The organism is Curtobacterium sp. AB451 (assembly GCF_050585845.1).
Classification (GTDB): domain Bacteria; phylum Actinomycetota; class Actinomycetes; order Actinomycetales; family Microbacteriaceae; genus Curtobacterium.
On the sequence record NZ_JBOBQG010000011.1, the window covers coordinates 1 to 23,624 of the forward strand.

Sequence of the window (23,624 nt, forward strand, 5' to 3'; positions counted from 1 at the left end):
CGCTACGGCGCCTCGGTCGGCCGCGGGGCCAGCGCCTGCACCATGAGCTCGCCGAGCTCCCGCGGCGCCGTGAACATCGGCCAGTGCCCCGTCTCGAGCCCGAGGATCGAGAGCTCCTCGGTCGCCACGAGCTCCGCCGCCCAGGCCTGGTGGTCCGCCACCATCGTCGCGAGGTCGGCCGCCGGGATCTCGCACGTGATCACCGTCGCCGGGATCGTGTGCCGCGCGGCGTCGGCGTAGTGGAAGCGGTCGGACGGCACCGCGGCGGGCTCGGGGATCGCCCGGTGCTCGAAGGCCGCGCGCAGTTCCGGCGTCATGCCGCGCACGGTCGCCGGCTCCCAGACGTCCCACGAGGGCAGCGGCACGACGCCGTCCACCACGGGCAGCTCGTCGTTGACGCAGCCGCCCTCGGGCCCCGGGAAGGTGTCGACGTAGAGCAGGTGCGCGACGAGCGACGGGCGGCGATCGGCGGCCATGTACGCGATCGGCCCGGCGCCGGAGTGCCCCGCCAGGACCACGGGCTCGTCCGGCGTGGCGACGTCGTCGAGCAGCTCGACCAGGGCGGCCACCTGCTCGTCGAGCGTGTCGCCGTCGCGGGTGACCGCCTCGACCGAGTGTCCCGCTGCTCGGAGCACCGGGGCCACCTCGTCCCAGGCGCTCGCGTCGAGCCAGAAGCCGGGCACCAGGATCACGTGCATGACGCGGACGCTACTCGCCGGCGTTCGCCGTGGTGCGCGCCGCTGTGCACACGGCGCACTCCCCGAAGATGTCCACCACGTGGCTGGCGTTCGTGAACCCGTTGGCCGCCGCGACCTCCTGCGCCCACCGCTCCACCGGGTCCGCCTCGATCTCGACCGTGCGGCCGCAGTTCCGGCAGATCAGGTGGTGGTGGTGCGCGTCGGTCGTGCACGCGCGGTACAGCGACTCACCGTCCTGCTGCAGCGAGTCCGCGTCCCCCTCGGTCGCCAGGTCGGAGAGCGCCCGGTAGACGGTGGCGAGTCCGATGGTGGAGCCGTCGTCCCGCAGGTGCTGGTGCAGCGCCTGCGCGCTGACGAACCCCTCGGTGCTCGACAGTGCGGTGCGCACCGCCTCGCGCTGCCACGTGTTCCGCTTCGGCTTCTGCACGGCGTTCATGCGGTCGCTCCTTCCTTCCGGCCGGCGGCGGACAGGGGGTCCGCGTCGTCGGCCCGGAGGCGCGGTGCGCCCCCGTCACGCTGGTCGCGGCGCACGATCCGGTCGCGTCCGCGCTTGTCCTTGCGTCCGCCGACGATCCGGCAGACCACCCAGATCACGAACGAGATGGTCGTGACGTACGGGCTGATGGGCAGGCCTCCGCCGAGGGCGAGCAGGATCCCGCCGACCACCGAGACGACGGCGAACACGGTCGACAGGATCGGCACGACGACGGGGTGGGAGCTGAGGCGCAGGGCGGCCGCGGCGGGCGTGACGAGCAGCGACAGCACGAGGAGCGCGCCGACGATCTGCACCGACACCGCGGTGGCCAGCCCGAGCACGAGCATGAAGACGAGCGCCAGGGTCCGCACCGGCACCCCGGCGGCGGCGGCCACGTCCGGGTCGACCGACGAGAACATCAGCGGGCGCCAGATCACGAGGAGCGTCACGACGACGATCGCGGCCACGACGACGAGGAACGTCAGCTGCGGGTTGTCCACCGAGACGATCTGCCCGGTGAGCAGGCCGAACTTGTTCGCCGCACGGCCCTTGTAGAGCGCGAGGCAGAGGATGCCGAGGCCGAGGCCGAAGGGCATGAGCACGGCGATGATCGAGTTGCGGTCGCGCGCCCTGGACCCGAGCAGCCCGATGAGCAGCGCCGCGATCACGGACCCGACGAGCGACCCGGTGACCACGTTCACGCCGAGCAGCAGCGATGCCGAGGCACCCGCGAACGAGAGCTCCGAGATGCCGTGCACGGCGAAGGGCATGTTCCGGGCGACGACGAACGGCCCGATGAGCCCGCCGACGATGCCGAGCACCGCACCCGCCCAGATCGAGTTCTGCACGAGCACGACGAGCTCGCCGTAGTCCTGGAAGGAGAAGACCTGCGACCAGACGTCCATCAGATCCGCCCGTCGTCGGGCGTCACGGCGTTCGGGTCCGCGTCGCAGTGCTGGTCGTGCGCGTCGTTCGCGCCGACGATGACGATCCGCCCCATCGTGCGGACGACGTCGACGGGCGTGCCGTACAGGTCGGAGAGCACGTCGGTGCGGAGGACCTCGTCCGGTGCTCCGATCCGGAAGCGTCCGCCCGCGATGTAGAGCACGCGGTCGACGACGTCGAGGATCGGGTTCACGTCGTGGGTGACGAAGAGCACCGCCGCGCCCTGCTGCCGACGCTGCCGGTCGATGAGCTCGGTGACGCCGCGCTGGTGCCGCAGGTCGAGCGAGATGAGCGGCTCGTCACAGAGGAGCAGCGCGGGGTCTGCGGCGATGGCCTGTCCGACGCGGGTGCGCTGCTGCTCGCCGCCGGACAGCTCGGCGACCGGGGCGTCCGCGAAGGCGGTGGCCCCGACCTCGTCGAGGATGCGATCGACCCGGGACCGTTCGGCACGGCTCGCGGGCGTGATGCCCCACCGTGAGCCCGTCACGCCCTGCGCGACCATGTCCCGCGCTCGGAGCGGGGTGCCCGCGTCCATCAGGCGCTGCTGTGGGATGTACCCGATCTTCCGGTGCCCGCGCCGGACGGGCTGGCCGAGGAACGACATCGTGCCGCTCGTCAGGCGCTGCTGTCCGAGGACGGTGCGGAGGAGCGACGTCTTGCCGGCGCCGTTCGGACCGAGCACGGCGACGAACTCGCCCGGCGCCAGGTCGAGGTCGAGGTGCGACCAGAGCGCACGGGAGCCGTACGACAGTCCGGCGTCGCGGAGTTCGAGCACGGCGGAACCGCCACTGCCCGGGGCAGTGGCGGTCCGCTCGGTCGTCGGGTGGGAGACGGTCGTCACTTCTGGAGCGCCGCCTGCACCTGGTCGATGTTCGCCTGCTGCCACGAGACGTAATCCTCCCCCTTCGGGAGCGTCTCCGTGACACCGATGACGGGGACGCCGTTCTCGTCGGCCGCCTTCTTGACCTGCTCGGTCTCCGGGCTGGACGTCTGCTCGTTGTACGCGAGGAGCTTCACGGTCTTGTTCGTGAACAGCTTGAGCGTGTCGTTCAGCGCCGCCGGGGGCACGTCGTCGCCCTCCTCGATCGCCTCGGAGAAGGCCTCGGGCGTGACGTTGTCGAGGCCGATCGCGTCGAAGAGGTACCCCGGGACGGGCTCGGTGTACGCCACCTTCTCGCCGTCGTACGTCTTCTTGAGCTCGGCCGTCTTCGCCTCGAGCCCCTCGAGCTTCGTCGTCAGCGCGTCGGCGTTCTTCGTGAAGGTGTCCGCGTCCTGCCGGTCGAGGTCCCCGAGGCGCTTCGCGACGTCGTCGGCGAGCTTGACCATCGTCGGGTAGCTGTAGAAGACGTGCTCGTTGAACTCGGCGTCGCCACCCTTGTCGAGACCGGAGAGCTCGACGACGTTGATCGTGTCCGCCTTGGTGCTGGACGCGTCGGCGAGGGTGGTCATGAAGTCGTCGTACCCGCCGCCGTTCTCGATGAGGAGGTCGGCCTTGGACACCGCGAGCTGCGTCGTTGCGCTCGACTCGAACGAGTGCGGGTCCTGCGACGGGTCGTCGAGGATGCTCGTGACGGAGACGTGGTCGCCGCCGATCGCCTCGACGATCGAGCCGTAGACGTTGGTGGAGGCGACGACCCGGACGGTGCCGTCGCCCGACGCGTCACCGGAGGCGGAGGACGTCGCGCAGCCCGTCAGGGCGAGCGCGGCGGCGCCGACGACGAGCGGCAGGGCGAGGAGACGGTTGTGCATGTCGACGAGCGTAGGGCTAGTTGATAACGGTTGTCAAAACCAGTATCAACCCGTTGACGGACGGGAGGCGCGGTGCCAGCCGACACCGCGCCTCCCGTCCGTCAGCAGGTGACGTCCGTCACCTCGTGACGGCTACGGCTTGGTCGCCGCGTCGATGGTGTTCTCGGCGATCGTGTCCTCTTCGCGCCCGGGGGTGCGGAGGTTCCACTTCTTGATCACGAAGCTGAACAGGAAGTAGTAGACGACCGCGTAGCCGAGGCCGATCGGGATGAGCCAGATGGCCCCGTCCGCCTTGCCGAAGTTCAGCACGTAGTCGATCGCACCGGCGGAGAACGAGAAGCCGTCGTGGATGCCCAGGGCGTTCACCAGGGCCAGCGAGGTGCCCGTGAGGACCGCGTGGATGATGTAGAGCGGGAACGCGACGAACATGAACGAGTACTCGAGGGGCTCGGTGATGCCGGTCACGAACGAGGTGAGCGCGGCCGAGAGCATGATGCCGCCGACGAGCTTGCGGTTCTGCGGCTTGGCGTTGCGCCAGATCGCGAGGGCACCGGCGGGCAGCGCGAACATCATGATCGGGAAGAAGCCGGTCTGGAAGATGCCGGCCGTCGGGTCGCCGGCGAGGAAGCGCGCGATGTCGCCGTGGTAGGTCACGCCACCGGTGGTGAAGCTGCCGAGCTGGAACCACGGGAAGAAGTTCAGCAGCTGGTGCAGCCCGATCGGGATGAGCATGCGGTTGACGAACCCGAAGATGCCACCGCCGAGGACGGCGTTGTCCGCGACGGCCTGGCCGGCGGCGGTCAGGGCGATGTCGAAGTAGCGGTAGAAGAACGACATCACGACGGCGATGAGGAGACCCGCGACCGCGGTGAGGATCGGCACGAGGCGGCGGCCCGAGAAGAAGCCGAGGAAGTCGGGCATCTTCGTGCGGTGGAACTTCTCCCACAGCACGGCCGACACGAGCCCCATGACGATGCCGCCGAGGACGCCGAAGTTGATGGTGGCCTGGTTGCCGTTCGCGTCCTTCACCCCGTCGAGCACGATCGGGGACATGGCCGCGAAGACCTGGTACATGACCATGTAGCCGACGACGGCGGCGAGCGCCGTGGTGCCGTCGGACTTCTTCGCCCACCCGATCGCGATGCCGACCGCGAAGAGGAGCGGCAGCCAGGTGAACACACCGTTGCCGGCCGCGGCGATGATCGTCGCGCCCTTCTCGAAGCCGGGGATCGCCCCGAGCATGTCGGCCTGGCCGAGGCGGAGCAGGATGCCGGCAGCCGGCATGACCGCGATGGGCAGCAGGAGGCTGCGGCCGAGCCGCTGGGCGTTGGCGAAGACGCGCGACTGCTTCTTCGGCGTCTTCTTCTCCGGCACATCCGTGGCAGTGGTGGTGCTCATCGGAGGTCCTCTCGTCGTTGGGTGGAGCTGTCGGGGTGAGTTGAGTCGTACAGTCAGCGCAGGTAACCTCGGCGGTGTCGCCAGGTCCGGTCCTGTCCGGTCATGACCAGTTCCGTAGTCTGAACCGCGACCCCACGCCTGTCAACCCGGCATGCGTTTTCGTAACGAGGAGGAAACGATGGCTGACATCAAGGCCGCTGACATCATCGCCGCGCTCGGTGGCGCCGAGAACATCGACGAGGTCGAGGGCTGCATCACGCGCCTCCGCGTCGAGGTCGAGGACGGCGACCTGGTCGACAAGGACGCGCTGAAGGCTGCGGGCGCCCAGGCCGTCGTCGGCGGCGGGACGGGTTGGCAGGTCATCGTCGGCCCGATCGCCGACAACCTCGCGCAGGACATCCAGGACGAGCTGTGACCGCGGTCCGGACCCCGTTCCAGGGCCCGGTCGTCGCGCTGGCCGACGTGCCGGACCCGGTGTTCGCCGGGCAGCTCGTCGGTGCCGGCGTCGCAGTGGACCCGACCGGGGTCGACGGCGCCGTGACCGCGGTCGCGCCGGTCGACGGCACGATCGTCAAGCTGCACCCGCACGCGTTCGCCCTGCAGGGCGCCGCGGGCACCGACGTGCTCGTGCACGTGGGCATCGACACCGTGAAGCTGTCGGGCGAGGGCTTCGAGCTCCTCGCCACCGAGGGCGACACCGTCGTGGCGGGCGACCCGGTCGTCCGGTTCACCCCCTCGGTGATCTCGGCTGCCGGCTACTCACCGATCTGCCCGGTCGTCGTGCTCGGCTCCGCGCCGGACTCCATCGCGCAGGACGCGGTCGGCACCACGGTGCGCGACGGCGACACCCTGTTCGAGGTCTGAGCGGGGGCCGTCCCACGCACTCGGCGACACCGCACGGCCTGGACGTGCCGTGCGGTGTCGCGCAGCGCGACGGTCGGCGCTAGGCGACCGCGTTCGCCGCCGTCGCCGTGACCTCCATCTGCACGCGGTAGCGGTCCGAGCGGTACCAGCTCCGCGTGTGCTCCACCGGGCGCTCCCCCGCGTAGGACACCCGGTCGAACTCCAGCAGCGGCGCCCCGGTCTTCGTGCCGAGCAGGGTCGCCACGTCGTCCGCCGCCGGGTTCGCGGCGACGGTCTGCTGCGCGCGGTCGATCGGCGTGCCGTACTCCGTGGCGATGATCGAGTACACCGAGTCGGACAGGTCGTGCTCGAGCAGGCCCGGGAACGCGTCCGCGACGAACCAGGCGTCGTCGATCGACACCGGTGCGCCGTCGGCCATGCGCAGCCGCTTCACGTGGAAGGCGCGGACGTCGGGGTCGAGCCGCAGCGCCGCGGCCGTGTCGGACGGGGGCACCCGCTCCTCGCGGACGAGCACGACCGTCGTCGGTACGTGACCCATCGCACGCATCTCCTCGGTGAAGGAGGCCAGGTGCAGGGTCGACTGCACGGGTCGGTGCGCCACGAAGGTGCCCTTGCCGCGTACGCGTTCGAGGTAGCCCTCGTTCACGAGCTGCCCGAGGGCCTCGCGAACGGTGATCCGGGACACCCCGTACTCGGCGATGAGCTGGCGTTCCGACGGGATCGCCGCACCGGGTGCGAGGCGGACCGTGGCGAGGTCGAGGAGGATCCGCCGCAGCTGCTGGTGCTTCGGTTCGGCACCCTCGGTGATCCGGCTCGTCATGCGGTCCTCGTGCTCCGTCGCTGGTCGTGCGGGTGGTCATGCGCGGACATGACCAGTTGCTGCCACAGTAGCGAGTCCCCCTCGGAACGCCAACGTGCATGACAAGATGACGCGCGTGACAACCGTGGTGATCGTCGACGACGAGACGCTCGTCCGCTACGGCTTCGAGCTCATCCTCGGCGCCGCACCGGACATCGACGTCGTCGCCACGACCGGGGACGTCGACGCCGTGCGGACCATCCGCGACCACGCGCCGGACGTCGTCCTGCTCGACGTGCGGATGCCGCGCGTGAACGGGCTCGAGGTCCTCCGGGAGCTCCGGGCGTTCCCCGAGCCGCCCGCCGTCGCGATGCTCACCACCTTCGACACCGACGAGTACGTCGGGCAGGCGATGGAGCTCGGTGCCGCCGGGTTCCTGCTGAAGGACACCGACCCCGAGGGGCTCGCCGAGTACGTCCGCGTCCTCGCCCGCGGCGGGGTCGTGCTGGCCCCGGGTGTCGACCGGACCAAGCTGTTCGCGGCACGTCCGAGCGCCCCGGCGCCGGCCGTCAGCGACCGGGAGCACGCCGTCCTCCGGCTCGTCGCCGACGGCGTCAGCAACCCGGACATCGGCCGTCGGCTCGGGGTGAGCACCGGCACCGTCAAGGAGGACATCCGGTCGCTCCTCGCCGCGTTCGGCGTCCCGACGCGGGTGCAGCTCGCGCTGCGCGCGGCCGAGGCGGGGCTCCTGGATGGCTGACGGAGAGCGGCCCGGGCGGGTCCGGCAGGTGCTCGCGGCGACGGACGGGAGGCTCGACCGGCTCGTCGACGCCGGCCTGCGTCTGGCGCGCACCCACCCCGCACCGTGGTGGGTGCTCGACGCCCTCTTCGTCGCCGCCGCGGTCGCCGACGCGGTGCTCGACATCTCCGGTGCCACCACCCTCGAGACGTGGTTGTCGCTCGTCGCCGCGGCGGCGCTGCTGCTCCGCCGACGCTTCCCCGTGCTCGCGTTCGCCCTGACCATGCCCGGACTGTTCGTCGGGTCCGCGGTGGTGGCCGCCAGCGTGGCGCTGTTCACCCTCGGGGAGCGCACGAGCCGCCGGTGGCTGATGCTCCTCGCCGCCCTGGTGCAGTTCGTCGGGTTCAGCGGGTTCGTCGGGCCGCCGCAGACCCTCGACGAGATCGTCGTCTCGGTGGTCTACGCACTCATCTTCGCCCTCGGTCCGCTCGCCGTCGGCCTGCTCGTGCAGACCCGTGCCCGCCTGACCGAGCAGCTCGTCGAGTCCCGCCGGGCCCGCGAGGACGAACGCCGACAGGCCGCGGCCGTGGCGCTCTCCCGCGAACGGGCCCTGCTCGCCCGCGAGATGCACGATGTCGTCTCGCACCAGGTCACCCTCATCGCGGTGCAGGCCGGTGCGATGCAGATGGCCGGCCGCGACGAGGCCGAGCGCGGGTTCGCGCGGACGATCCGGCAGCTGTGCGTCGTCACCCTGCAGGAGCTCCGCGAGATGGTGCAGGTGCTGCGGGCGTCCGGCGGTACCGACCGCGAGATCGCGCCGCAGCCGGTCCTCGCCGACCTGCCCCGGCTGGTGGCCGAGAGCGGCCTCGAGACCAGCACCACCGTCGACCTGCCGGACACCCTCGCGCAGCCGCTCCAGCGGGCCGTCTACCGGTTCGTGCAGGAGGGGCTGACGAACGTCCGCAAGCACGCCCCCGACGCGACCGTCCGGGTCAGCGGCCGGATCCACGGTGAGCACGTCCTCGTCGACGTGGTGAACGGCCCCGCGCGTTCGGAACGGCTCGAGCTGCCGGGTTCCGGCCTCGGGCTGATCGGGCTCGGCGAACGGGCGTCGCTCCTCGGCGGGAGCATGGAGTCGGGTCCGCAGCCGGACGACGGGTTCGCACTGCACCTGCGGCTGCCGGTCGAGCACGTGCCGTCCGCGCCCGTCGTCTGACGGTCGTCCCCCGGAGCGACGCGGCGATGGCCGATCGGCCATCGGGGTTCACGCCGTGGAGCGATGTCCCGGAGCGCGCGGTCCGCTGTGATGGGACCGTGGCACCAACAGCACTCATCGGACGTCTCCGTCGGTTCCCGGTCTCCGTCGTCGTGACGGTGGCCGCGGCCGTGCTCGTCGTGACCGCCCGGATGGCACACTCCGAGCCGGACTTCCCGCACCACCCGCCCGTCGCGTGCCTCGCCCTCGTGGCCGTGGTCCTGACGACGGTCCTCGCCGAGCGGTCCCTCGGGTCGCTCCGGACCCTGGTCGTCGGGATCGGAGCGCCGCTCGTCGGTGTCCTCGCGACGCTCCTCACCGTCACCATCGGGTCGGCGCTGGGCGAGGCGCACGCCGAGTTCGCCGTCGGGCAACCGCTCTTCGCGCCGTCGATCGTGGCCACCGCACTGCTCGGTGCCGCCTCGGCGACGATGCCCCCGCAGCGCCGCTGGCGCGTCCGTGCCGCCCTGTGGACCGTCGTCCTGACCCTCGTGCTCTTCGCCGGCCACGGGTCGGACCTGGCCCGTGCCCTCGCGACCCTGCTCGGGACCGCCGCCGGTGCCTGGATCGTCCGCCGCGCCTCCGAGCCCGCGCACCGCAGCACCGCCGTCACCGCCCGGACCGTCGTGGTGAGCGCCCTCATCGCGCTCGGTGCCGGGACCCTCGTGACGCCCGTCGTGCCCGACCCGGACGGCGTGCTCTCCCCGTTCGCCGACGCGATGCCGAACGGCTCCGTGGTCGTCGTCGGCGTCCTGCTGCTCCTCGCCGCCTGGCTCGTCCACCGCGGGCGGCGGGTCGGTGTCGCGCTGGCGATCGCCGTGCTGCTGACGCTCACCGTCGTGCTCGCCGACGTCTTCCTCATCGAGCCGGTCCAGGACGACGCCGTGCAGTGGCAGGGACTCGGTCTGGACGCGGTCGAGTGGCAGGTGACCCTGCTCGGGGCGTGGATCGTCCCGGCCGCCGTGCTGCTGGCCGTCGTCGTCCTCCGACCGCGACTCGTCCGGGCACGGTTCCGGGCCGCCGGTGCCGGGCGTGACGACCTCGTCTCGATGCTCCGCGACGGCGACGCCGGCACCCTCGGGCACATGGGCACCTGGCGCGGGAACGCGACCTGGACCCACCCGGGCGGGCTCGGTGCCGTGGCCTACCGGGTGCGCGGCGAGGTCGCCCTCGCCGTGTCGGACCCGGCGTGCGCCACCGCTGACCGCGCCGAGGTGCTCGCCGGCTTCACGGCCTTCTGCGAGCGCCAGGGCTGGGTCCCCGCGTTCACGAGCGTGCACGAGCCGGTCCGCGCGATCCTCGGCGCCGAGGGCTGGACCGCGCTGCCGGTCGGTGTCGAGTGCGTGCTCGACGTGACGACCTTCGACCTCCGAGGCAAGAAGCGGCAGGACCTGCGCACCGCCTCGAACCGGGCCGACCGCGAAGGCGTCCGCGACGAGTGGACGACCCTCGACGCGCTCGGGGCCGACCAGCGTGCCGAGGTCGAGGCCATCTGCACGCGGTGGGCCGCCGACCGTCGGCTGCCCGAGATGGGCTTCACGCTCGGCGGGTTCCGGGAGCTGGACGACCCGGATGTCCGGCTCCTGCTCGCCGTCACCGCGGACGGTCACGTCACCGCGGTGACCAGCTGGCTGCCCGTCCACCAACGCGGGGCGCTGACCGGGTACACGCTCGACGTCATGCGCCGTGGCGACGACGGGATGCCCGGCGTGATGGAGTTCCTCATCGCCCGGACCGCCCTCCGCGCCCGCGAGGCCGGCCTCACCACGATCAGCCTGTCCGGCACGCCGCTCGCCGCGCACGCCGGGGCGGGTCCGCTCGTGGTGCGCGGGTCGGCGATGCTCGCCCGGGCGCTCGAACCGGTGTACGGCTTCCGCTCACTGCAGCGCTTCAAGGAGAAGTTCGGCGCCCGGCACGAACCGCTCTGGCTCGTCGTCCCCACGCCGCTGCACGTCCCGCGGGTGACCCGCGCCCTGGCCGCGGCGTACGTGCCGGGGCTCCGCCCGAAGCACCTGTGGGCGCTCCGGCAGGCGCACCGGCTCCAGGCGGCGGACGCCCGCGCGGCGGCCCGGTCGTGAGTCCGACCGCCTGGCTGCTCGCGACACAGCTGCAGGCACCGTCGAAGCTCGTCCCGATCGACACCGCCTTCGCCGTGCTCGCACTCGTCGTCCTGCTCCCCGGGCTCCGGCGGATGCGCTCCGGCCCCGCGTGGCGGGAGGTGCGGGTGCGCGCGGTCGTCGCGGCGGTCGCGGCGGTCGCGGTGCTGGTCGTCTGCTGGGTCGTCAGCGACGTGGTCGACCTGTTCGGCGTCGCCCTGAGCGGCGTCACGCGCATGTGGGTCGCGGTGGCCACGGCGGCCCTCGCGCTGGCGGTCACCGGGATCGTGCAGGGCGGTCGCGGGCGACGGGTGCTGGCCGCCGTCCTGGTACCGGCCGCGCTCCTCGTCCCGGCGCTCGGCGTGAACGTCGAGTTCGCCAAGTACCCGACCCTCGGCACCGTGGTGCAGAGCGACCCGTACCCCGCGCTCGACCTCGACGCCACCCCGGCGGCCACGATGCCTGCGGCGGGCGTGATCCGGACGGTCGACATCCCGGGGACGCGCTCGGGCTTCCCGGCACGGCCCGCCGTCGTCTACCTGCCGCCGGCCGCCCTCGTCCGCGACCCGGCGCGCCTGCCCGTGGTCCTGGCGTTCGCCGGGCAGCCGGGAGCCCCGAGCGACATGTTCACCGCCGGGCAGATGGGCACGGTGCTCGACGCGTACGCCGCCGCGCACCACGGGCGGGCGCCGATCGTCGTGTCCGTCGACCAGCTGTCGGCACCGGGTCGCAACCCGATGTGCGTCGACTCGCGGCTCGGGAAGTCGGCGTCCTACGTCACCCGGGACGTGCCCGCGTGGCTCGCGGCCCACCTCCCCGTCACGCCCGACCGACGAGCGTGGGGGCTCGTCGGCTTCTCGCAGGGGGCGACGTGCGCGATGCAGTTCGTCACCGCGGACCCGGCGTCGTTCGGCGCGGCGCTGGCGATCTCCAGCGAGCTGCAACCGATCGACCAGAACCCCCAGCACAGCGCCGACCAGGCCTTCGGCGGGTCCGTCGCCGCGTGGCGGGCGGCCGCCCCGATCGCGCAGATGCGGGAGAACGGCCTCGGCGGGCACGCCCTGTGGCTCACCGCGGGCTCGGCCGACCGCCAGTTCAGCGAGAACGCGCGGAAGCTCGGCCGTGCGGCACGGGCGGCGGGCGCGGACACCGTCGTCGCGTCCGCGCCGAAGAGCGGCCACGACTGGAACACCGTGCAGTGGTCCCTGCGCACGGAGCTGCCGCACGAGGCCGACGCCCTGTTCGGAGCCCTGCGGTGACCGGCGCCGTCACCCTGCCCGTCGTCGCCCTCGCCGCGGTCGTGCTCATGGCCGTGGGTCCGGTCGGAGCCACCCCGGTCGCCGTCGTCCTGCTGGTGCTGTGCGGGGTCGCCCGCGCGCTCGTCCCCGCGTCGGGGGCGTCGACCCCGGTGGAGGGACCCGGCTCAGGCGTTGGCGACGAGCCAGGCCCGCTGCGTCCGTGACAACGCCCGGTCGGCCCAGACCTGTCGCTCGACCCCGCCGGGAGTCGGTGCGGAGGTCGACCCCTGCCACACCAGGGACAGGCCGGCGCGCCCGAGCACCGCGGCCGAGGCCGGGTTGTTCGTCAGGACCCGCCCGGTCACGGGGACGTCGGCACCCACGTCCCGCGCGGCGGCGACGGCCGCGAGCGCGACCTCGGTCGCGTAGCCGTTGCCCCACGCCGACGGCGTCAGGCGGTAGCCGAGGTTCCAGACGCCGGCCGCCGTCATGTCCACGCCGCCGACCCCGAGGAACGCGTGGTCGGCCGAGGACCGGACCGCCCACGAGCCGAGCCCGTGGCGTGCCCGGCCGCCGATCTTGCGCTGGACGAGGTCGATGGTCGTCGCCCGTGCCGTGTGCCGACCGGTGGGCAGGTGCGTCCACGTGCGCGCGTCGGAGAAGAGCGCGTGCACGTCGTCGATGTCCGCCGGCGACAGCGGGGTGAGCAGGAGGCGATCCGTTCGGATCTCCTGCGGGGGCATCAGGAGCTGGTGGACCATGGGTCGATCATCGCCCCGCCCACCGACATCCGTGTGAACACCACGCGACGTTTGCGGAAGCCCGCAGATGGTGAGCAGGAACGGTCGAGCAGCTCGGCGACACTCGACCGTTCCTGCTCACGAAGCCGCTCAGTCGAGCAGGAGCGCCGGCTCCTCGAGCACCGAGGCCACGTCGTGCACGAAGCGCGACGCCACGTCACCGTCGACGACCCGGTGGTCGAACGAGGCGCCGATGGTCGTCACCATGCGCGAGCGGACCTCGCCGTCGACGACCCACGGCTTCGGCTTGATCGTGCCCATGGCGACGATCGCGACCTCGCCCGGGTTGAGGATCGGGGTGCCGGTGTCCATGCCGAACACGCCGATGTTCGTGATCGACACCGTGCCGTTGGCCATCTGCGCCGGGGTGGTCTTGCCGTCGCGGGCGGTCAGGGTGAGCTGCTCGAGGGCCTGGGCGAGCTCGAGCAGGGACATGTCCTGCGCGTCCTTGATGTTCGGCACGATGAGCCCGCGCGGGGTCGCCGCGGCGATGCCGAGGTTCACGAAGTGGTGGACGATGATCTCGCGGTCGGTCCAGGTGGAGTTCACCGAGCGGTTGCGGCGGACGGCCCAGATCACGGCCTTCGCGACGATGAGGAGCGGCGACACCTTGACGCCCGCGAACGTCGGCGACGCCTTGAGCCGCTTGACGAACTCCATCGTGTGGGTCGCGTCGACGTCGACGAACAGGGACACGTGCGGCGCGGTGAACGCCGACGTGGTCATCGCGGTGGCGATGGCCTTGCGGACGCCCTTGACCGGGATCGTCTCGCTGCGCACCTCGCCCCACTCGGGCGTCTCGATGTTGCGGAAGACGCTGGCCTGCTTCGCGTGCCGGATGACGTCGTCGCGCGTGACCTCGCCGGCGAGCCCGGTCGCGACGATCTCGCTCAGCTCGACGCCGAGGTCCTTCGCCAGCTTCCGGATCGGGGGCTTCGCGAGGACGTTCGTCGCGGTGCTCTGCTTGCGCGGGGCGGAGCCGAGGGCGGTGATCGCCTCGGCGGTGGACTGCTCGCCCGGGTCGGTGGCAGCCTCGGCGGCCGCGGCGGCGTCGGCACTGGAGGCGCGGCTCGCCTCGGCCGCGAGCGCTGCGGCCCGGCGGGCGCCCGGCTTGCGACGGGACGGCGACGAGGTCGCCGAGCCGTAGCCGACGAGGACGGCGCCGGAGGACTCGTCGGTCCCGACGACCGAGGCGCCCTCGGCGACGGGCTGCGCGGGCGTGGCGGGAGCGGCGACGGCGGGAGCCGGCGTTGCAGCCGGTGCCGGGGTCGCCGCGGGAGCGGGCGGGGTCTGCGCGACGGGAGCCACCGGGGCCGGCGCCGCCGGGGCGGGCGCCGCCGGCGCGGGAGCCGCCGAGGCGGGCGCTGCCGGGGCGGGCGCTGCCGGCGGGGTGGCGGGGACCACCGGCGAGGTCGGGACGCTGTCCGCGACCGGTGCCGTGCCTCCCGGCTGTGCCACCGGAGCGGACGGAGCCGTCACCGGCGCCCCGGACGCGACCGACGCGTCGGACTCGACCCGGATGATCGGCTTGCCGACCTCGACGGTGTCGCCCTCGGAGACGAGGAGCCCCGTCACGGTGCCGGAGAACGGCGACGGGAGCTCGACGAGCGACTTGGCCGTCTCGATCTCGACGAGCACCTGGTCGACGGCGATCTCGTCCCCGATCGCGACGCGCCACTGCACGATCTCGGCCTCGGTGAGGCCTTCGCCCACGTCGGGCAGGGGGAATTCGGCGGCGGCCACTACGGCTCCTTCGGCGGTCTGGTCGAACTCGGTCGGGATGTCAGTAGGCGAGGGCGCGGTCGACGGCCTCGAGGACGCGGTCCGCGTCCGGCAGGTGCAGGTGCTCCAGCTTCGACACCGGGAACGGCACGTCGAACCCGGAGACCCGGAGCGGCGGCGCCTGCATCGTGTAGAAGGCCCGCTCGGCGACCGTCGCGGCGATCTCGCTGCCGACGCTCACGAAGCCGGACGCCTCTTGTGCGATGACGAGCCGGCCGGTCTTCCGGACCGAGGCCAGGAGCGGCTCCCAGTCGATCGGCGAGATCGAACGGAGGTCGATGACCTCGCAGCTCGTGCCCTCGGACTCGGCGATCTCGGCCGCCTGCATGAGCGTGGCGACCATGGCGCCGTGGCCGACGAGGGTGACCTCGGTGCCGGTGCGGGCCACGCGGGAGGTGTGCATCGGCACGTGGCCGTCGACGAGGTCGACCTGCCCCTTGGGCCAGTAGCGCGACTTCGGCTCGAGGAAGACCACCGGGTCCTTCGACGCGATGGCCTCCTGGATCATCCAGTAGGCGTCGTTCGGGGTGCTCGGGCTCACGACCCGCAGGCCCGGGGTGTGCGCGAAGTACGCCTCCGGGGACTCCTGGTGGTGCTCCACGGCGCCGATGTGGCCGCCGTAGGGGATGCGGATCACGACGGGCAGCGACATGTGCGCCGGCAGCCGGTTCGCCATCTTCGCCAGCTGCGACGTGATCTGGTCGAAGCCCGGCCAGACGAAGCCGTCGAACTGGATCTCGACGACCGGGCGGTAGCCGCGCAGGGCGAGACCGATCGCGGTGCCGATGATGCCGGACTCGGCGAGCGGGGTGTCCCGGACGCGCTCCGCGCCGAACCGCTGCTGCAGGCCCTCGGTGATGCGGAACACGCCGCCGAGGGCGCCGATGTCCTCGCCCATCAGCAGGACCTTGTCGTCCGCCTGCATCGCGGCGGCCAGTCCGGCGTTGAGCGCCTTGGCCATCGTCAGGGTCGGGGTGGGGTCGCTCGGGACCTCGCCGGCGCCCGGGTGGGAGCGCAGGGTGTAGTCGAAGAGCTGCTCGGTGGTGCTCATGCGTGGGCGCCCCCTTCGAAGCCGGCCTCGTACTGTTCGAGCCAGGCCTTCTGCTCGGCGATCAGCGGGTGCGGCTCGCGGTAGACGTTGTCGAACATGACGTCGACGGACGGCGGCGTCAGCGCGACGGTGCGGCGGCGGACGTCGGCGGCGATGTCCTCGCCCTCGGCGTCGAACTCGGCCAGCTGCGCGTCGGTGACGCCCTTGGACCGCAGGTACGCCTCGGAGCGGGCGATCGGGTCACGTCGGACCCAGTCCTGGAGCTCGTCGTCCTCGCGGTAGCGGCTCGGGTCGTCGGAACTCGTGTGCGCGCCGATGCGGTAGGTCTCGGCCTCGATGAAGGCCGGGCCCTGGCCGCTGCGGGCGTGGTCGGTGGCGACGACCGAGGCCGTGTACGCCGCGAGGACGTCGTTGCCGTCGATCAGGACGCTCGGGATCCCGAAGCCGCGCGGGCGGTCGACGAGCGGGGTCGGCGACTGCACGGACACGGGCACCGAGATGGCCCAGTGGTTGTTCTGCAGGAAGAAGACGACCGGTGCCCCGGTCGACGCCGAGAAGACGAACGCCTCGTTCACGTCGCCCTGGCTCGTCGCGCCGTCGCCGAAGTAGACGATCGAGCAGGCGTCGCGGTCGGGGTCGCCCGTGCCGACGTCGCCGTCGAGCTTCTGGCCGAGCGCGTACCCGGTGGCGTGCAGCGTCTGCGAGCCGATCACCAGGGTCGAGATGTGGGTGTTGCCCCGCTCGTCCGGGTCCCACCCGCCGTGGGTCTGCCCGCGGTACATCGCGATGATCTCCATCGGCTCGACGCCGCGGTGCATCGTGACGGCGTGCTCGCGGTACGACGGGAACACGTGGTCCTGCGCACGGAGGGCGAAGGCGGAGCCGGTCTGCGCGGCTTCCTGCCCGTGGCTCGGCACCCAGAGGCCGAGCTGCCCGGTGCGCTGGAGGTTGTGGCCGGCGTGGTCGAACCGACGGGTGAGGACCATGCGGCGGTGCATCGCCAGCAGGGTCTCGTCCGGGATCGCCCGCGCGGCGGCGGCGAACTCGGCGTTCTCGTCGGTCTCCACGAACCGGCCCTCGGGGTCGAGGAGCCGGACGGTGGTCGTCGCGGGGGCCGCGGCGCGGAATGACATGCGGGCCAGCGTAGCGGCAGCGACTACTCGGTCGCCTGGAGGTCCCCCACAAGCGACCGGGCGGTTTCGAGGAGCGTTCCCACAGCCTCGTGCTCCCCGATCGAGATGCGGATGCCCTCCGACGCGAACGCCCGGACGATGATCCCGGCCTGTTCGAAGCGCTCCGCCGCGTGCTGGGTGTGCGCCCCGGTCGGCAGCCACACGAAGTTGCCCTGGGCGTCGGGGACGTCCCAGCCCTGCTCGCGGAGGGACGTCACGACGCGGTCGCGCAGGGCGGCGATCTCGGACACGCGTTCGAGCAGCTCGGACTCCCGCTCGAGGCTCGCGAGGGCGGCGGCCTGCCCCTGCGCGGTGACCGACAACGGGATCGCGCAGGCGCGTACGGCGTCGAGTACGTACGCCGGGCCGAGGGCGTACCCGACACGGAGTCCGGCCAGTCCGTACGCCTTCGAGAAGGTGCGGAGGACGACGAGGTTCGGGTACCGCTCGAGGAGCGCCGGTCCCCGCACCGCGTCCGGATCGGTGACGAACTCGGCGTAGGCCTCGTCGAGCACGACGAGCAGGGTCGGCGGCACCGACGCCATGAACGCCTCGAACTCCGCCGCGGTGACGACCGGGCCGGTCGGGTTGTTCGGCGTGCAGACGATCAGCATCCGGGTGCGTTCGGTGACCGCCGCCGCCATCGCGTCGAGGTCGTGGCCGCCGTCCGGACGGTTCGGCACCTGCACGCTCGTGGCGCCGGCGACCGTCACGACGCCCGGGTAGGCCTCGAAGGAGCGCCACGCGTAGACGACCTCGTCGCCGGGGCCCGCGGTGGCCTTGGCGAGCTCGTGCAGGATCGCGACGCTGCCGGGGGCGACGTGGACCTCGTCGACACCCGTCCCGAAGCGGTGCGCGAGCTCGGCCCGCACGGCGAGGGCGGTGGCGTCCGGGTAGCGGTTGAACGCGGTCTGCGCCTGCACGGCCTCGACGACGCCGGGGAGCGGCGGGAACGGGTTCTCGTTGCTCGACAGCTTGAAGGCGGAGGCCTCGGCCTGGCGACCCTGCTTGTACGCCGGGAGGACGGCGATCTCGGGCCTGATGTGCACGCGCTCGTCAGTCACGGGACCAGGCTACCGGCCCGTCCTCGCGGCACGCGCCCGGGTGGGCACGGGCATCATGGGGGCATGCGATTCCTCGTCCGCCTCGTCGTCAACGCCGTCGCGCTCTGGCTCACCACGCTGATCGTCAGCGGCGTCTCCGTCACGCCCTTCGGCGACGGCGGCACCACGGCCACCGTCCTCACGTACCTGCTCGTGGCGTTCGTGTTCGGTCTCGTGAACGCGGTGATCGGCACGCTCATCCGGATCGTGGCGTTCCCGCTCTACATCCTGACGCTCGGGCTCATCTCGTTCGTCGTGAACGCGGTCCTGCTCCTCATCGTCGCCGGGATCTCGGACGCGTTCGGCTTCGGGCTGCACGTCGACACGTTCGGCTGGGGCATCGTCGGTGCCTTCGTGCTCGCGGTCTTCGCCTGGCTGATCGGGCTGTTCGCGCGGCCGGTGCTGAACCGCCCGCGCGCGTGACGCTGGCCGACGACGCGTGCGCGACGACCCCGCCGGGGTGGGCCGACGACCGGACCGACACCGCGCCTCCCGGCGGCAGCAGCATCGCGGACGCGCGCCGGCTGCGCCATGATGTCCCCATGACCGCGGACGCCGACGCCCCCTTCCGGGTCTCGTTCGTCTGCAGCGGCAACATCTGCCGCTCCCCCATGGCCGGCATCGTGTTCGCCCAGCTGGCGGCGGACGCGGGCATGGCCGACCGGTTCCAGGTCGAGTCCGCCGGCACCGGCGACTGGCACGTCGGCGAGCCGGCCGACGAGCGCACGATCGCGGCGCTCGCCGCGCGCGGATACGATGGCAGCAGGCATCGCGCCCGTCAGTTCGACCCGGACCGGTTCCCGGACCTCGATCTGGTGGTCGCACTCGACCGCTCCCACGAACGCATCCTGCGCTCGTGGGCACCGACCATGGACGACGCCGCGAAGGTGACGCTCCTGCTGCGGTACGACGACGCCTGGCCCCAGCAGACCGACGTTCCGGATCCGTACTACGCGGACCGGCACGAGTTCGACCGAGTGCTCTCGACCGTCGAACGGGCCTGCCGGGCGCTCTTCCGCCAACTCGAGCCGGCAGTCCGTCAGGGAGCCCCATGACCCCCCTTCCCCCGCAGCCGATCAGCCCGCTCGACGGGCGCTACTACCCGATCGTGCACACGGTGGGCGAGCACCTCTCCGAGGCCGGGCTCAACCGCGCCCGCATCGTCGTCGAGGTCGAGTGGCTCATCTTCCTGACCGACCACGCGATGTTCACCACGTCGCCGCTCAGCGTCGACGACAAGGCCGCGCTCCGCCAGGTCGTGTCGGGCTTCGGGCACGAGCAGATCGCCGAGCTCGCCGAGATCGAGGCGACGACCCGGCACGACGTCAAGGCGGTCGAGTACTTCGTCCGCCGGCGACTGTCGGAGCTCGGGCTCGACGCGATCGCCGAACTCACGCACTTCGCCGCGACGAGCGAGGACGTCAACAACCTGTCCTACGCGCTCACCGTGCGGGACACCGTCGACCAGGTGTGGCTGCCGGCGTTCAAGGCGGTCCTCACGAAGCTCCGCGAGCTCGCCGACGAGCTGAAGAGCGTCCCGATGCTCTCGCACACGCACGGCCAGCCGGCGACCCCGACGACGCTCGGCAAGGAGCTCGCCGTGGTCGTCTACCGCCTCGAGCGGGTGCTCTCCCAGATCGAGGGCGGCGAGTACCTCGGCAAGTTCTCGGGCGCGACCGGCACCTTCTCGGCGCACCTCGCCGCCGACCCGGAAGCCGACTGGCCGGCACTGTCCCGCGAGTTCGTCGAGGGGCTCGGGCTCACCTGGAACCCGCTCACGACGCAGATCGAGTCGCACGACTGGCAGGCCGAGCTGTACGACCGGGTCCGGCACGCGAACCGGATCCTGCACAACCTCGCGACCGACGTGTGGACCTACATCTCGATGGGGTACTTCACGCAGATCCCGGTGGCGGGTGCCACGGGGTCGTCGACGATGCCGCACAAGATCAACCCGATCCGGTTCGAGAACGCCGAGGCGAACCTCGAGATCTCGTCGGCGCTGTTCTCGACCCTGTCCGAGACGCTCGTCACGAGCCGCCTGCAGCGTGACCTCACCGACTCCACCACGCAGCGGAACATCGGCGTCGCGTTCGGGCACTCGCTGCTCGCACTCGACAACCTGCGCCGCGGCCTGGGCGAGATCGCCGTGAACGAGGTCCGTCTCGCCGAGGACCTCGACCGCAACTGGGAGGTCCTCGCCGAGGCGATCCAGACGGTCATCCGCGCCGAGGTCACCGCCGGGCAGTCGAACATCGAGGACCCGTACGCGATGCTCAAGGAGCTCACCCGCGGCAAGCGGATCGGGCAGGCGGAGCTCGTCGCGTTCGTGAACGGGCTGGACATCTCCTCGGGCGCCAAGGCGCGCCTGACGAACCTGACCCCGGCGACCTACACGGGTCTCGCGGACGAGCTCGTCGACCACCTCGACGTCTGACGCGTCCCGCACCGACGCCTCCTGGAGGCGCGGCTCGGCCCCGCCGTGGACGTGACCACCTCAGGTGGTGACGTCCACGGCTTCGGCGACCAGCGCCTCCAGGACCGTCCGCACCACGGGGCGGACCGCACGGTCCGGACGGACGAGCGCCTCGATCCGCCGCCCCGCGCGGACGTCGGCCAGTTCCGCGAGGTGGAACCGACCGGGCGCCCGCGTCCCCGAGGTGTACCGCGGCACGAGCGCGATCCCGTGGCCGGCGACGACGAGGTTCTCGATGACGGGCAGGTGGATCGTCCGGAAGGCCACGCTCGGCGGGACGTCGGACGCGGCCGCCATCGCCTGCAGGACCCGGTCGATCGGGTAGCCCTCCGGCACCCCGATCCAGGTCTCGCCGACCACCTCGTCGATCCCGACGCGTGCCCGCCCCGCGAGCCGGTGCCCGTCCGGCAGGGCGACGTCGAGCGGTTCGCGCAGCAGCGGCACCGTCTGCACCGCGCCCTGGTCCGCCGGGCGCACCCCGTCGGAGCGGTGCCCGACGACGACGTCGTGGTCGGCGGCGAGCGGGGCGAACGCACCCTCGCCGACGTCCACGTCGACCAGTGACAGCGTGATGCCGGGGTGCGCGCGCATCCGGGTCAGGACCCCGGGGAGCAGCAGTTCGGCCGCCGACGGGAAGATCGCGAGGTCGACCCGTCCGGTCCCGCCGCCGAGGTGCTCCTGCCAGGCCGCGTCGACCGTCGCGATCGCCGTCGCGACGCCGTTCGCCAACCCGGCGAGCACCCGGCCGTGCTCGGTGAGCCGGACGCCGCGGCCGATGCGCTCCACGAGCGGGACGCCCACCTGTCGCTGCAGGGTCTGGAGCTGCTGCGAGACCGCACTGGGCGTGCGGTGGGTGGCCCGGGCGACGGCGGTGACGCTGCCCCGTTCGGCGAGCTCGCGGAGGACGGCGAGGAGCTGCACGTCGAAGCCGACCATGCAGGGAGACTACAACGTCGCTTCGGAACTGTTCGCTGGTGCTGAACGGTCCCGCTGCAGCACCATCGACCTGTGCGTACCCGTGACCGTCTCCTCGCCGTCGTCGTCGCCGTGGTGTGGGGACTGAACTTCCCCGCGACGGCCCTGGCACTCGAGCACTTCCCTCCCTTCCTGCTCGCGGCGATCCGGTTCACGCTGCTCGCGGTCCCGACCGTGCTGCTCGTGCCGCGCCCGCGGATCCCGTTCGGACGGCTGCTGCTCGTGGGCACGGGGCTAGGCGTCCTGCAGTTCGCGTTCCTGTACCTCGGCATGGCCGCGGGGGTGCCGTCCGGGCTGGCGTCGCTCGTGCTGCAGGCGTCGGCGCCGTTCACGGTGGTGCTCGCCGGGGTCTTCCTGCGCGAACGGCTGACCGGGCGGCAGGTGGTCGGGGTCACGATCGCGGTGGCCGCCCTCGCCGCGATCGCCGTGCACCGGGCGCAGGCTGCGGCCCTGCTGCCCGTCGTGCTCGCGCTGTGCGGAGCCCTCGGCTGGGCGATCGGCAACGTGGCGACCCGGCGTGCCGGCGCCGCGAACCCCCTGCACCTGACCCTGTGGTGGTCGATCGTGCCGCCGGTCCCGATGGCCGTGCTGTCGTTCGTCGTCGAGGGACCGTCGCGCATCGGGCAGGCGCTCGGGACGGCGTTCACGGCCGAGGCTCTGCCGGCGGACCTCGGCGTGCTCTACATCGTGCTGGTGGCGACCCTCGTGGGGTACGGCATCTGGTCGCGGCTCATGGCGACCTACCCGTCGAGCACGGTCGCACCGTTCTCGATGCTCGTGCCGGTCGTGGGGGTGTTCGCGTCGTGGGTGGCGTTCGGCGAGGTGCCGGACGGGGTCGAGGTGGCGGCCGGGGTCGTGGTCGTGGCCGCGGTGCTGTGGTCGTCCCGGCCCGCGCGGTCCCACCCGGCACCGCGACCCGTCGAGGTCGCACCACACGCCGCGGACATTCCGCCGAGGTCGCACGACGTGCCACCCACCGGCCTCCTGGGCAGCAGTTCGAGCGACCCCAGCGACCTGCCGGTGCCGACGCTCAGCCCCGGTGCTGGCGACGCTCGGCGATGATCCCGGCGAGCGCCCCGCGCAGGTGCGGGTAGCGGAACTCGTACCCGGCCTCCACCAGCCGGGTCGGCACCACCCACCGGCTCTTCAGCACGAGCTCGGTCTCGGTGCGGATCGCGAACGACCCGAGTTCGAGCATCCACCGCCACGTCGGGATGCCGAACCGACGCCCGACCGCGTCGCGGATGGTCGCCATCACCGTGCGGTTGTCGGACGGGTTCGGGCTCGAGACGTTGACCGCTCCGTCGATGTCCTCGTGGTCGCGGACGAACCGGACCGCGCCGAGGACGTCCGCGATGTGCACCCAGCTGAACCGCTGCCGGCCGCGGGTGCGCCGGTCGTGGTGGTAGGTCCCCGCACGGAGTCGTGCACGCGTCGGGAACCACGGTCCGTCGTACTGCGGTCCGCCGAGTCCCGCCTGCGCCAGCCGGATGAGCGGCACGAGGGCGCTGCCGTCGCCGAAGACGATCGCCATCCGGAGCGCGACACGGCGGGTACCGGGCAGGTCGACCGCGAAGAGGGCGTCCTCCCACGCCGTCGCCACCGAGACCGAGAACCCCTCGCCGAGCTCGCCCGTCACCTCGTCCTGGGGGCGGTCGTCGGCGTGCCGGTAGATCGTCGCGGTCGAGGCGTTCACCCACAGCGGCGGCGGGTGCTCGCTCGTGCGGATCGCCTCGGCCAGTTCGAGGGTCGTGTCGACCCGGGAGCGGATGATCTCCGCCCGGTTGCGCCTGCCGTAGCGGCAGTTCACGCTCTTGCCCGCCATGTTCACGACGAGGGCGGCGCCGTCCACGAGCTCCCGGATCCGCATGGTGTTGCCCCACACGGCGTCGCCGGTGCGGCCGATCGTGACGACCTCGTAGCCCTCGTCGCGGAAGGCGTCCTGCAGGTGCTGCCCGACGAAACCGCTCGCCCCCGCGATCACGGCGCGGCCCTTCTGGTCGCTCATC

At 72.4% G+C, this 23,624-nt stretch carries 25 protein-coding genes; 11 read left to right on the plus strand and 14 right to left on the minus strand.

What is annotated here, in order from left to right; translation table 11 throughout:
- Positions 1-2 precede the first annotated feature (2 nt).
- The 6 genes from ACQXVK_RS16955 to ACQXVK_RS16980 all read right to left on the minus strand — a co-directional run bounded on the left by ACQXVK_RS16955 (position 3) and on the right by ACQXVK_RS16980 (position 5,265).
- The gene (locus tag ACQXVK_RS16955) at positions 3-698 is read right to left on the minus strand and encodes an alpha/beta fold hydrolase (protein ID WP_022908194.1); all 696 of its coding nucleotides are present in this window, start codon (positions 696-698) and stop codon (positions 3-5) included.
- A gap of 10 nt (positions 699-708) precedes the next feature.
- The gene (locus ACQXVK_RS16960) at positions 709-1,134 is read right to left on the minus strand and encodes a Fur family transcriptional regulator (RefSeq protein ID WP_022908195.1); all 426 of its coding nucleotides are present in this window, start codon (positions 1,132-1,134) and stop codon (positions 709-711) included.
- Positions 1,131-2,078, minus strand: a complete 948-nt coding sequence (locus ACQXVK_RS16965) for a metal ABC transporter permease (RefSeq protein WP_402265561.1) — start codon at positions 2,076-2,078, stop codon at positions 1,131-1,133. The genes ACQXVK_RS16960 and ACQXVK_RS16965 overlap by 4 nt, the downstream gene beginning before the upstream one ends.
- Positions 2,078-2,959, minus strand: a complete 882-nt coding sequence (locus ACQXVK_RS16970) for a metal ABC transporter ATP-binding protein (RefSeq protein WP_430854374.1) — start codon at positions 2,957-2,959, stop codon at positions 2,078-2,080. The genes ACQXVK_RS16965 and ACQXVK_RS16970 overlap by 1 nt, the downstream gene beginning before the upstream one ends.
- Complete coding sequence (locus ACQXVK_RS16975) at positions 2,956-3,867, minus strand: metal ABC transporter solute-binding protein, Zn/Mn family (RefSeq protein ID WP_402265564.1); 912 nt, start codon at positions 3,865-3,867, stop codon at positions 2,956-2,958. Before ACQXVK_RS16975 ends, ACQXVK_RS16970 begins: the two co-directional genes overlap by 4 nt.
- A gap of 132 nt (positions 3,868-3,999) precedes the next feature.
- Positions 4,000-5,265, minus strand: coding sequence for a PTS transporter subunit EIIC (locus ACQXVK_RS16980; protein ID WP_022907162.1), 1,266 nt, complete (start codon positions 5,263-5,265; stop codon positions 4,000-4,002).
- A 178-nt stretch (positions 5,266-5,443) separates the two neighbouring features.
- Between ACQXVK_RS16980 and ACQXVK_RS16985 the strand changes: the two genes are divergently transcribed.
- Together ACQXVK_RS16985 and ACQXVK_RS16990 are read left to right on the plus strand one after the other, a co-directional pair.
- On the plus strand, positions 5,444-5,680 hold the full coding sequence (locus ACQXVK_RS16985) for a PTS transporter subunit EIIB (RefSeq protein WP_022907163.1): 237 nt from the start codon (positions 5,444-5,446) through the stop codon (positions 5,678-5,680).
- A complete protein-coding gene (locus tag ACQXVK_RS16990; RefSeq protein ID WP_402265568.1) occupies positions 5,677-6,129 on the plus strand; it encodes a PTS sugar transporter subunit IIA in 453 nt (150 codons plus the stop codon). The genes ACQXVK_RS16985 and ACQXVK_RS16990 overlap by 4 nt, the downstream gene beginning before the upstream one ends.
- 79 nt (positions 6,130-6,208) lie before the next feature.
- Here ACQXVK_RS16990 and ACQXVK_RS16995 read toward each other — a convergent pair whose 3' ends face one another.
- Positions 6,209-6,949 carry a GntR family transcriptional regulator gene (locus tag ACQXVK_RS16995; protein ID WP_416396132.1) on the minus strand — a complete coding sequence of 247 codons (741 nt, stop codon included), beginning with the start codon at positions 6,947-6,949 and terminating at the stop codon, positions 6,209-6,211.
- Positions 6,950-7,055: 106 nt separating this feature from the next.
- Here ACQXVK_RS16995 and ACQXVK_RS17000 point away from each other — a divergent pair, with 106 nt between their 5' ends.
- The 5 genes from ACQXVK_RS17000 to ACQXVK_RS17020 all read left to right on the plus strand — a co-directional run bounded on the left by ACQXVK_RS17000 (position 7,056) and on the right by ACQXVK_RS17020 (position 12,480).
- Entirely contained in the window at positions 7,056-7,688 is a 633-nt protein-coding gene (locus tag ACQXVK_RS17000) for a response regulator transcription factor (protein ID WP_031262370.1), read from the plus strand.
- A complete protein-coding gene (locus ACQXVK_RS17005) occupies positions 7,681-8,883 on the plus strand; it encodes a sensor histidine kinase (protein WP_402265573.1) in 1,203 nt (400 codons plus the stop codon). The genes ACQXVK_RS17000 and ACQXVK_RS17005 overlap by 8 nt, the downstream gene beginning before the upstream one ends.
- Positions 8,884-8,981: 98 nt before the next feature.
- On the plus strand, positions 8,982-11,000 hold the full coding sequence (locus ACQXVK_RS17010) for a bifunctional lysylphosphatidylglycerol flippase/synthetase MprF (protein WP_430854375.1): 2,019 nt from the start codon (positions 8,982-8,984) through the stop codon (positions 10,998-11,000).
- Entirely contained in the window at positions 10,997-12,277 is a 1,281-nt protein-coding gene (locus ACQXVK_RS17015) for an alpha/beta hydrolase (protein WP_430854376.1), read from the plus strand. The genes ACQXVK_RS17010 and ACQXVK_RS17015 overlap by 4 nt, the downstream gene beginning before the upstream one ends.
- Positions 12,274-12,480, plus strand: a complete 207-nt coding sequence (locus ACQXVK_RS17020; protein WP_430854377.1) for a hypothetical protein — start codon at positions 12,274-12,276, stop codon at positions 12,478-12,480. The genes ACQXVK_RS17015 and ACQXVK_RS17020 overlap by 4 nt, the downstream gene beginning before the upstream one ends.
- On the opposite strand, the gene ACQXVK_RS17025 is transcribed toward ACQXVK_RS17020, so the two are convergent.
- The 5 genes from ACQXVK_RS17025 to ACQXVK_RS17045 all read right to left on the minus strand — a co-directional run bounded on the left by ACQXVK_RS17025 (position 12,442) and on the right by ACQXVK_RS17045 (position 18,125).
- The gene (locus ACQXVK_RS17025) at positions 12,442-13,017 is read right to left on the minus strand and encodes a GNAT family N-acetyltransferase (protein WP_416396139.1); all 576 of its coding nucleotides are present in this window, start codon (positions 13,015-13,017) and stop codon (positions 12,442-12,444) included. The two genes, ACQXVK_RS17020 and ACQXVK_RS17025, sit on opposite strands and share 39 nt — an antisense overlap.
- A gap of 129 nt (positions 13,018-13,146) precedes the next feature.
- Positions 13,147-14,799 (minus strand): dihydrolipoamide acetyltransferase family protein, encoded by a 1,653-nt coding sequence (locus ACQXVK_RS17030; RefSeq protein ID WP_430854378.1) that lies wholly within the window; start codon positions 14,797-14,799, stop codon positions 13,147-13,149.
- A gap of 40 nt (positions 14,800-14,839) precedes the next feature.
- On the minus strand, positions 14,840-15,799 hold the full coding sequence (locus ACQXVK_RS17035; protein ID WP_031262385.1) for an alpha-ketoacid dehydrogenase subunit beta: 960 nt from the start codon (positions 15,797-15,799) through the stop codon (positions 14,840-14,842).
- Between the two features lie 86 nt (positions 15,800-15,885).
- The gene (locus ACQXVK_RS17040) at positions 15,886-17,022 is read right to left on the minus strand and encodes a thiamine pyrophosphate-dependent dehydrogenase E1 component subunit alpha (protein WP_022907174.1); all 1,137 of its coding nucleotides are present in this window, start codon (positions 17,020-17,022) and stop codon (positions 15,886-15,888) included.
- Positions 17,023-17,045: 23 nt separating this feature from the next.
- Positions 17,046-18,125 (minus strand): histidinol-phosphate transaminase, encoded by a 1,080-nt coding sequence (locus ACQXVK_RS17045; RefSeq protein ID WP_430854379.1) that lies wholly within the window; start codon positions 18,123-18,125, stop codon positions 17,046-17,048.
- A 63-nt stretch (positions 18,126-18,188) separates the two neighbouring features.
- On the opposite strand from ACQXVK_RS17045, the gene ACQXVK_RS17050 reads away from it, so the two are divergent.
- The 3 genes from ACQXVK_RS17050 (at position 18,189) to purB (ending at position 20,601) form a co-directional block, all read left to right on the plus strand.
- The gene (locus tag ACQXVK_RS17050; RefSeq protein WP_416395476.1) at positions 18,189-18,587 is read left to right on the plus strand and encodes a phage holin family protein; all 399 of its coding nucleotides are present in this window, start codon (positions 18,189-18,191) and stop codon (positions 18,585-18,587) included.
- 119 nt (positions 18,588-18,706) lie between these two features.
- On the plus strand, positions 18,707-19,219 hold the full coding sequence (locus ACQXVK_RS17055) for a low molecular weight protein-tyrosine-phosphatase (RefSeq protein WP_031262388.1): 513 nt from the start codon (positions 18,707-18,709) through the stop codon (positions 19,217-19,219).
- Positions 19,216-20,601, plus strand: coding sequence for an adenylosuccinate lyase (gene purB, locus ACQXVK_RS17060; protein WP_022907179.1), 1,386 nt, complete (start codon positions 19,216-19,218; stop codon positions 20,599-20,601). Before ACQXVK_RS17055 ends, purB begins: the two co-directional genes overlap by 4 nt.
- A gap of 60 nt (positions 20,602-20,661) precedes the next feature.
- Here the strand turns inward: purB and ACQXVK_RS17065 are convergent, their stop codons facing one another.
- Positions 20,662-21,576 (minus strand): LysR family transcriptional regulator, encoded by a 915-nt coding sequence (locus ACQXVK_RS17065; protein WP_430854380.1) that lies wholly within the window; start codon positions 21,574-21,576, stop codon positions 20,662-20,664.
- Positions 21,577-21,648: 72 nt separating this feature from the next.
- Here ACQXVK_RS17065 and ACQXVK_RS17070 point away from each other — a divergent pair, with 72 nt between their 5' ends.
- Positions 21,649-22,677, plus strand: coding sequence for an EamA family transporter (locus ACQXVK_RS17070; RefSeq protein ID WP_430854381.1), 1,029 nt, complete (start codon positions 21,649-21,651; stop codon positions 22,675-22,677).
- Here ACQXVK_RS17070 and ACQXVK_RS17075 read toward each other — a convergent pair.
- A complete protein-coding gene (locus ACQXVK_RS17075; protein WP_430854382.1) occupies positions 22,646-23,623 on the minus strand; it encodes an epimerase in 978 nt (325 codons plus the stop codon). The genes ACQXVK_RS17070 and ACQXVK_RS17075 overlap by 32 nt on opposite strands.
- Between the last annotated feature and the right edge of the window lies 1 nt (position 23,624).

Coding starts and splice junctions, on each gene's coding strand:
- ACQXVK_RS16955 (WP_022908194.1), bottom strand. CDS start 698: ATGCACGTGATCCTGGTGCCCGGCTTCTGGCTCGACGCGAGCGCCTGG.
- ACQXVK_RS16960 (WP_022908195.1), bottom strand. CDS start 1,134: ATGAACGCCGTGCAGAAGCCGAAGCGGAACACGTGGCAGCGCGAGGCG.
- ACQXVK_RS16965 (WP_402265561.1), bottom strand. CDS start 2,078: ATGGACGTCTGGTCGCAGGTCTTCTCCTTCCAGGACTACGGCGAGCTC.
- ACQXVK_RS16975 (WP_402265564.1), bottom strand. CDS start 3,867: ATGCACAACCGTCTCCTCGCCCTGCCGCTCGTCGTCGGCGCCGCCGCG.
- ACQXVK_RS16980 (WP_022907162.1), bottom strand. CDS start 5,265: ATGAGCACCACCACTGCCACGGATGTGCCGGAGAAGAAGACGCCGAAG.
- ACQXVK_RS16985 (WP_022907163.1), top strand. CDS start 5,444: ATGGCTGACATCAAGGCCGCTGACATCATCGCCGCGCTCGGTGGCGCC.
- ACQXVK_RS16995 (WP_416396132.1), bottom strand. CDS start 6,949: ATGACGAGCCGGATCACCGAGGGTGCCGAACCGAAGCACCAGCAGCTG.
- ACQXVK_RS17000 (WP_031262370.1), top strand. CDS start 7,056: ATGACGCGCGTGACAACCGTGGTGATCGTCGACGACGAGACGCTCGTC.
- ACQXVK_RS17005 (WP_402265573.1), top strand. CDS start 7,681: ATGGCTGACGGAGAGCGGCCCGGGCGGGTCCGGCAGGTGCTCGCGGCG.
- ACQXVK_RS17025 (WP_416396139.1), bottom strand. CDS start 13,017: ATGGTCCACCAGCTCCTGATGCCCCCGCAGGAGATCCGAACGGATCGC.
- ACQXVK_RS17035 (WP_031262385.1), bottom strand. CDS start 15,799: ATGGCCAAGGCGCTCAACGCCGGACTGGCCGCCGCGATGCAGGCGGAC.
- ACQXVK_RS17040 (WP_022907174.1), bottom strand. CDS start 17,022: ATGTCATTCCGCGCCGCGGCCCCCGCGACGACCACCGTCCGGCTCCTC.
- ACQXVK_RS17050 (WP_416395476.1), top strand. CDS start 18,189: ATGCGATTCCTCGTCCGCCTCGTCGTCAACGCCGTCGCGCTCTGGCTC.
- ACQXVK_RS17055 (WP_031262388.1), top strand. CDS start 18,707: ATGACCGCGGACGCCGACGCCCCCTTCCGGGTCTCGTTCGTCTGCAGC.
- purB (WP_022907179.1), top strand. CDS start 19,216: ATGACCCCCCTTCCCCCGCAGCCGATCAGCCCGCTCGACGGGCGCTAC.
- ACQXVK_RS17065 (WP_430854380.1), bottom strand. CDS start 21,576: ATGGTCGGCTTCGACGTGCAGCTCCTCGCCGTCCTCCGCGAGCTCGCC.
- ACQXVK_RS17075 (WP_430854382.1), bottom strand. CDS start 23,623: ATGAGCGACCAGAAGGGCCGCGCCGTGATCGCGGGGGCGAGCGGTTTC.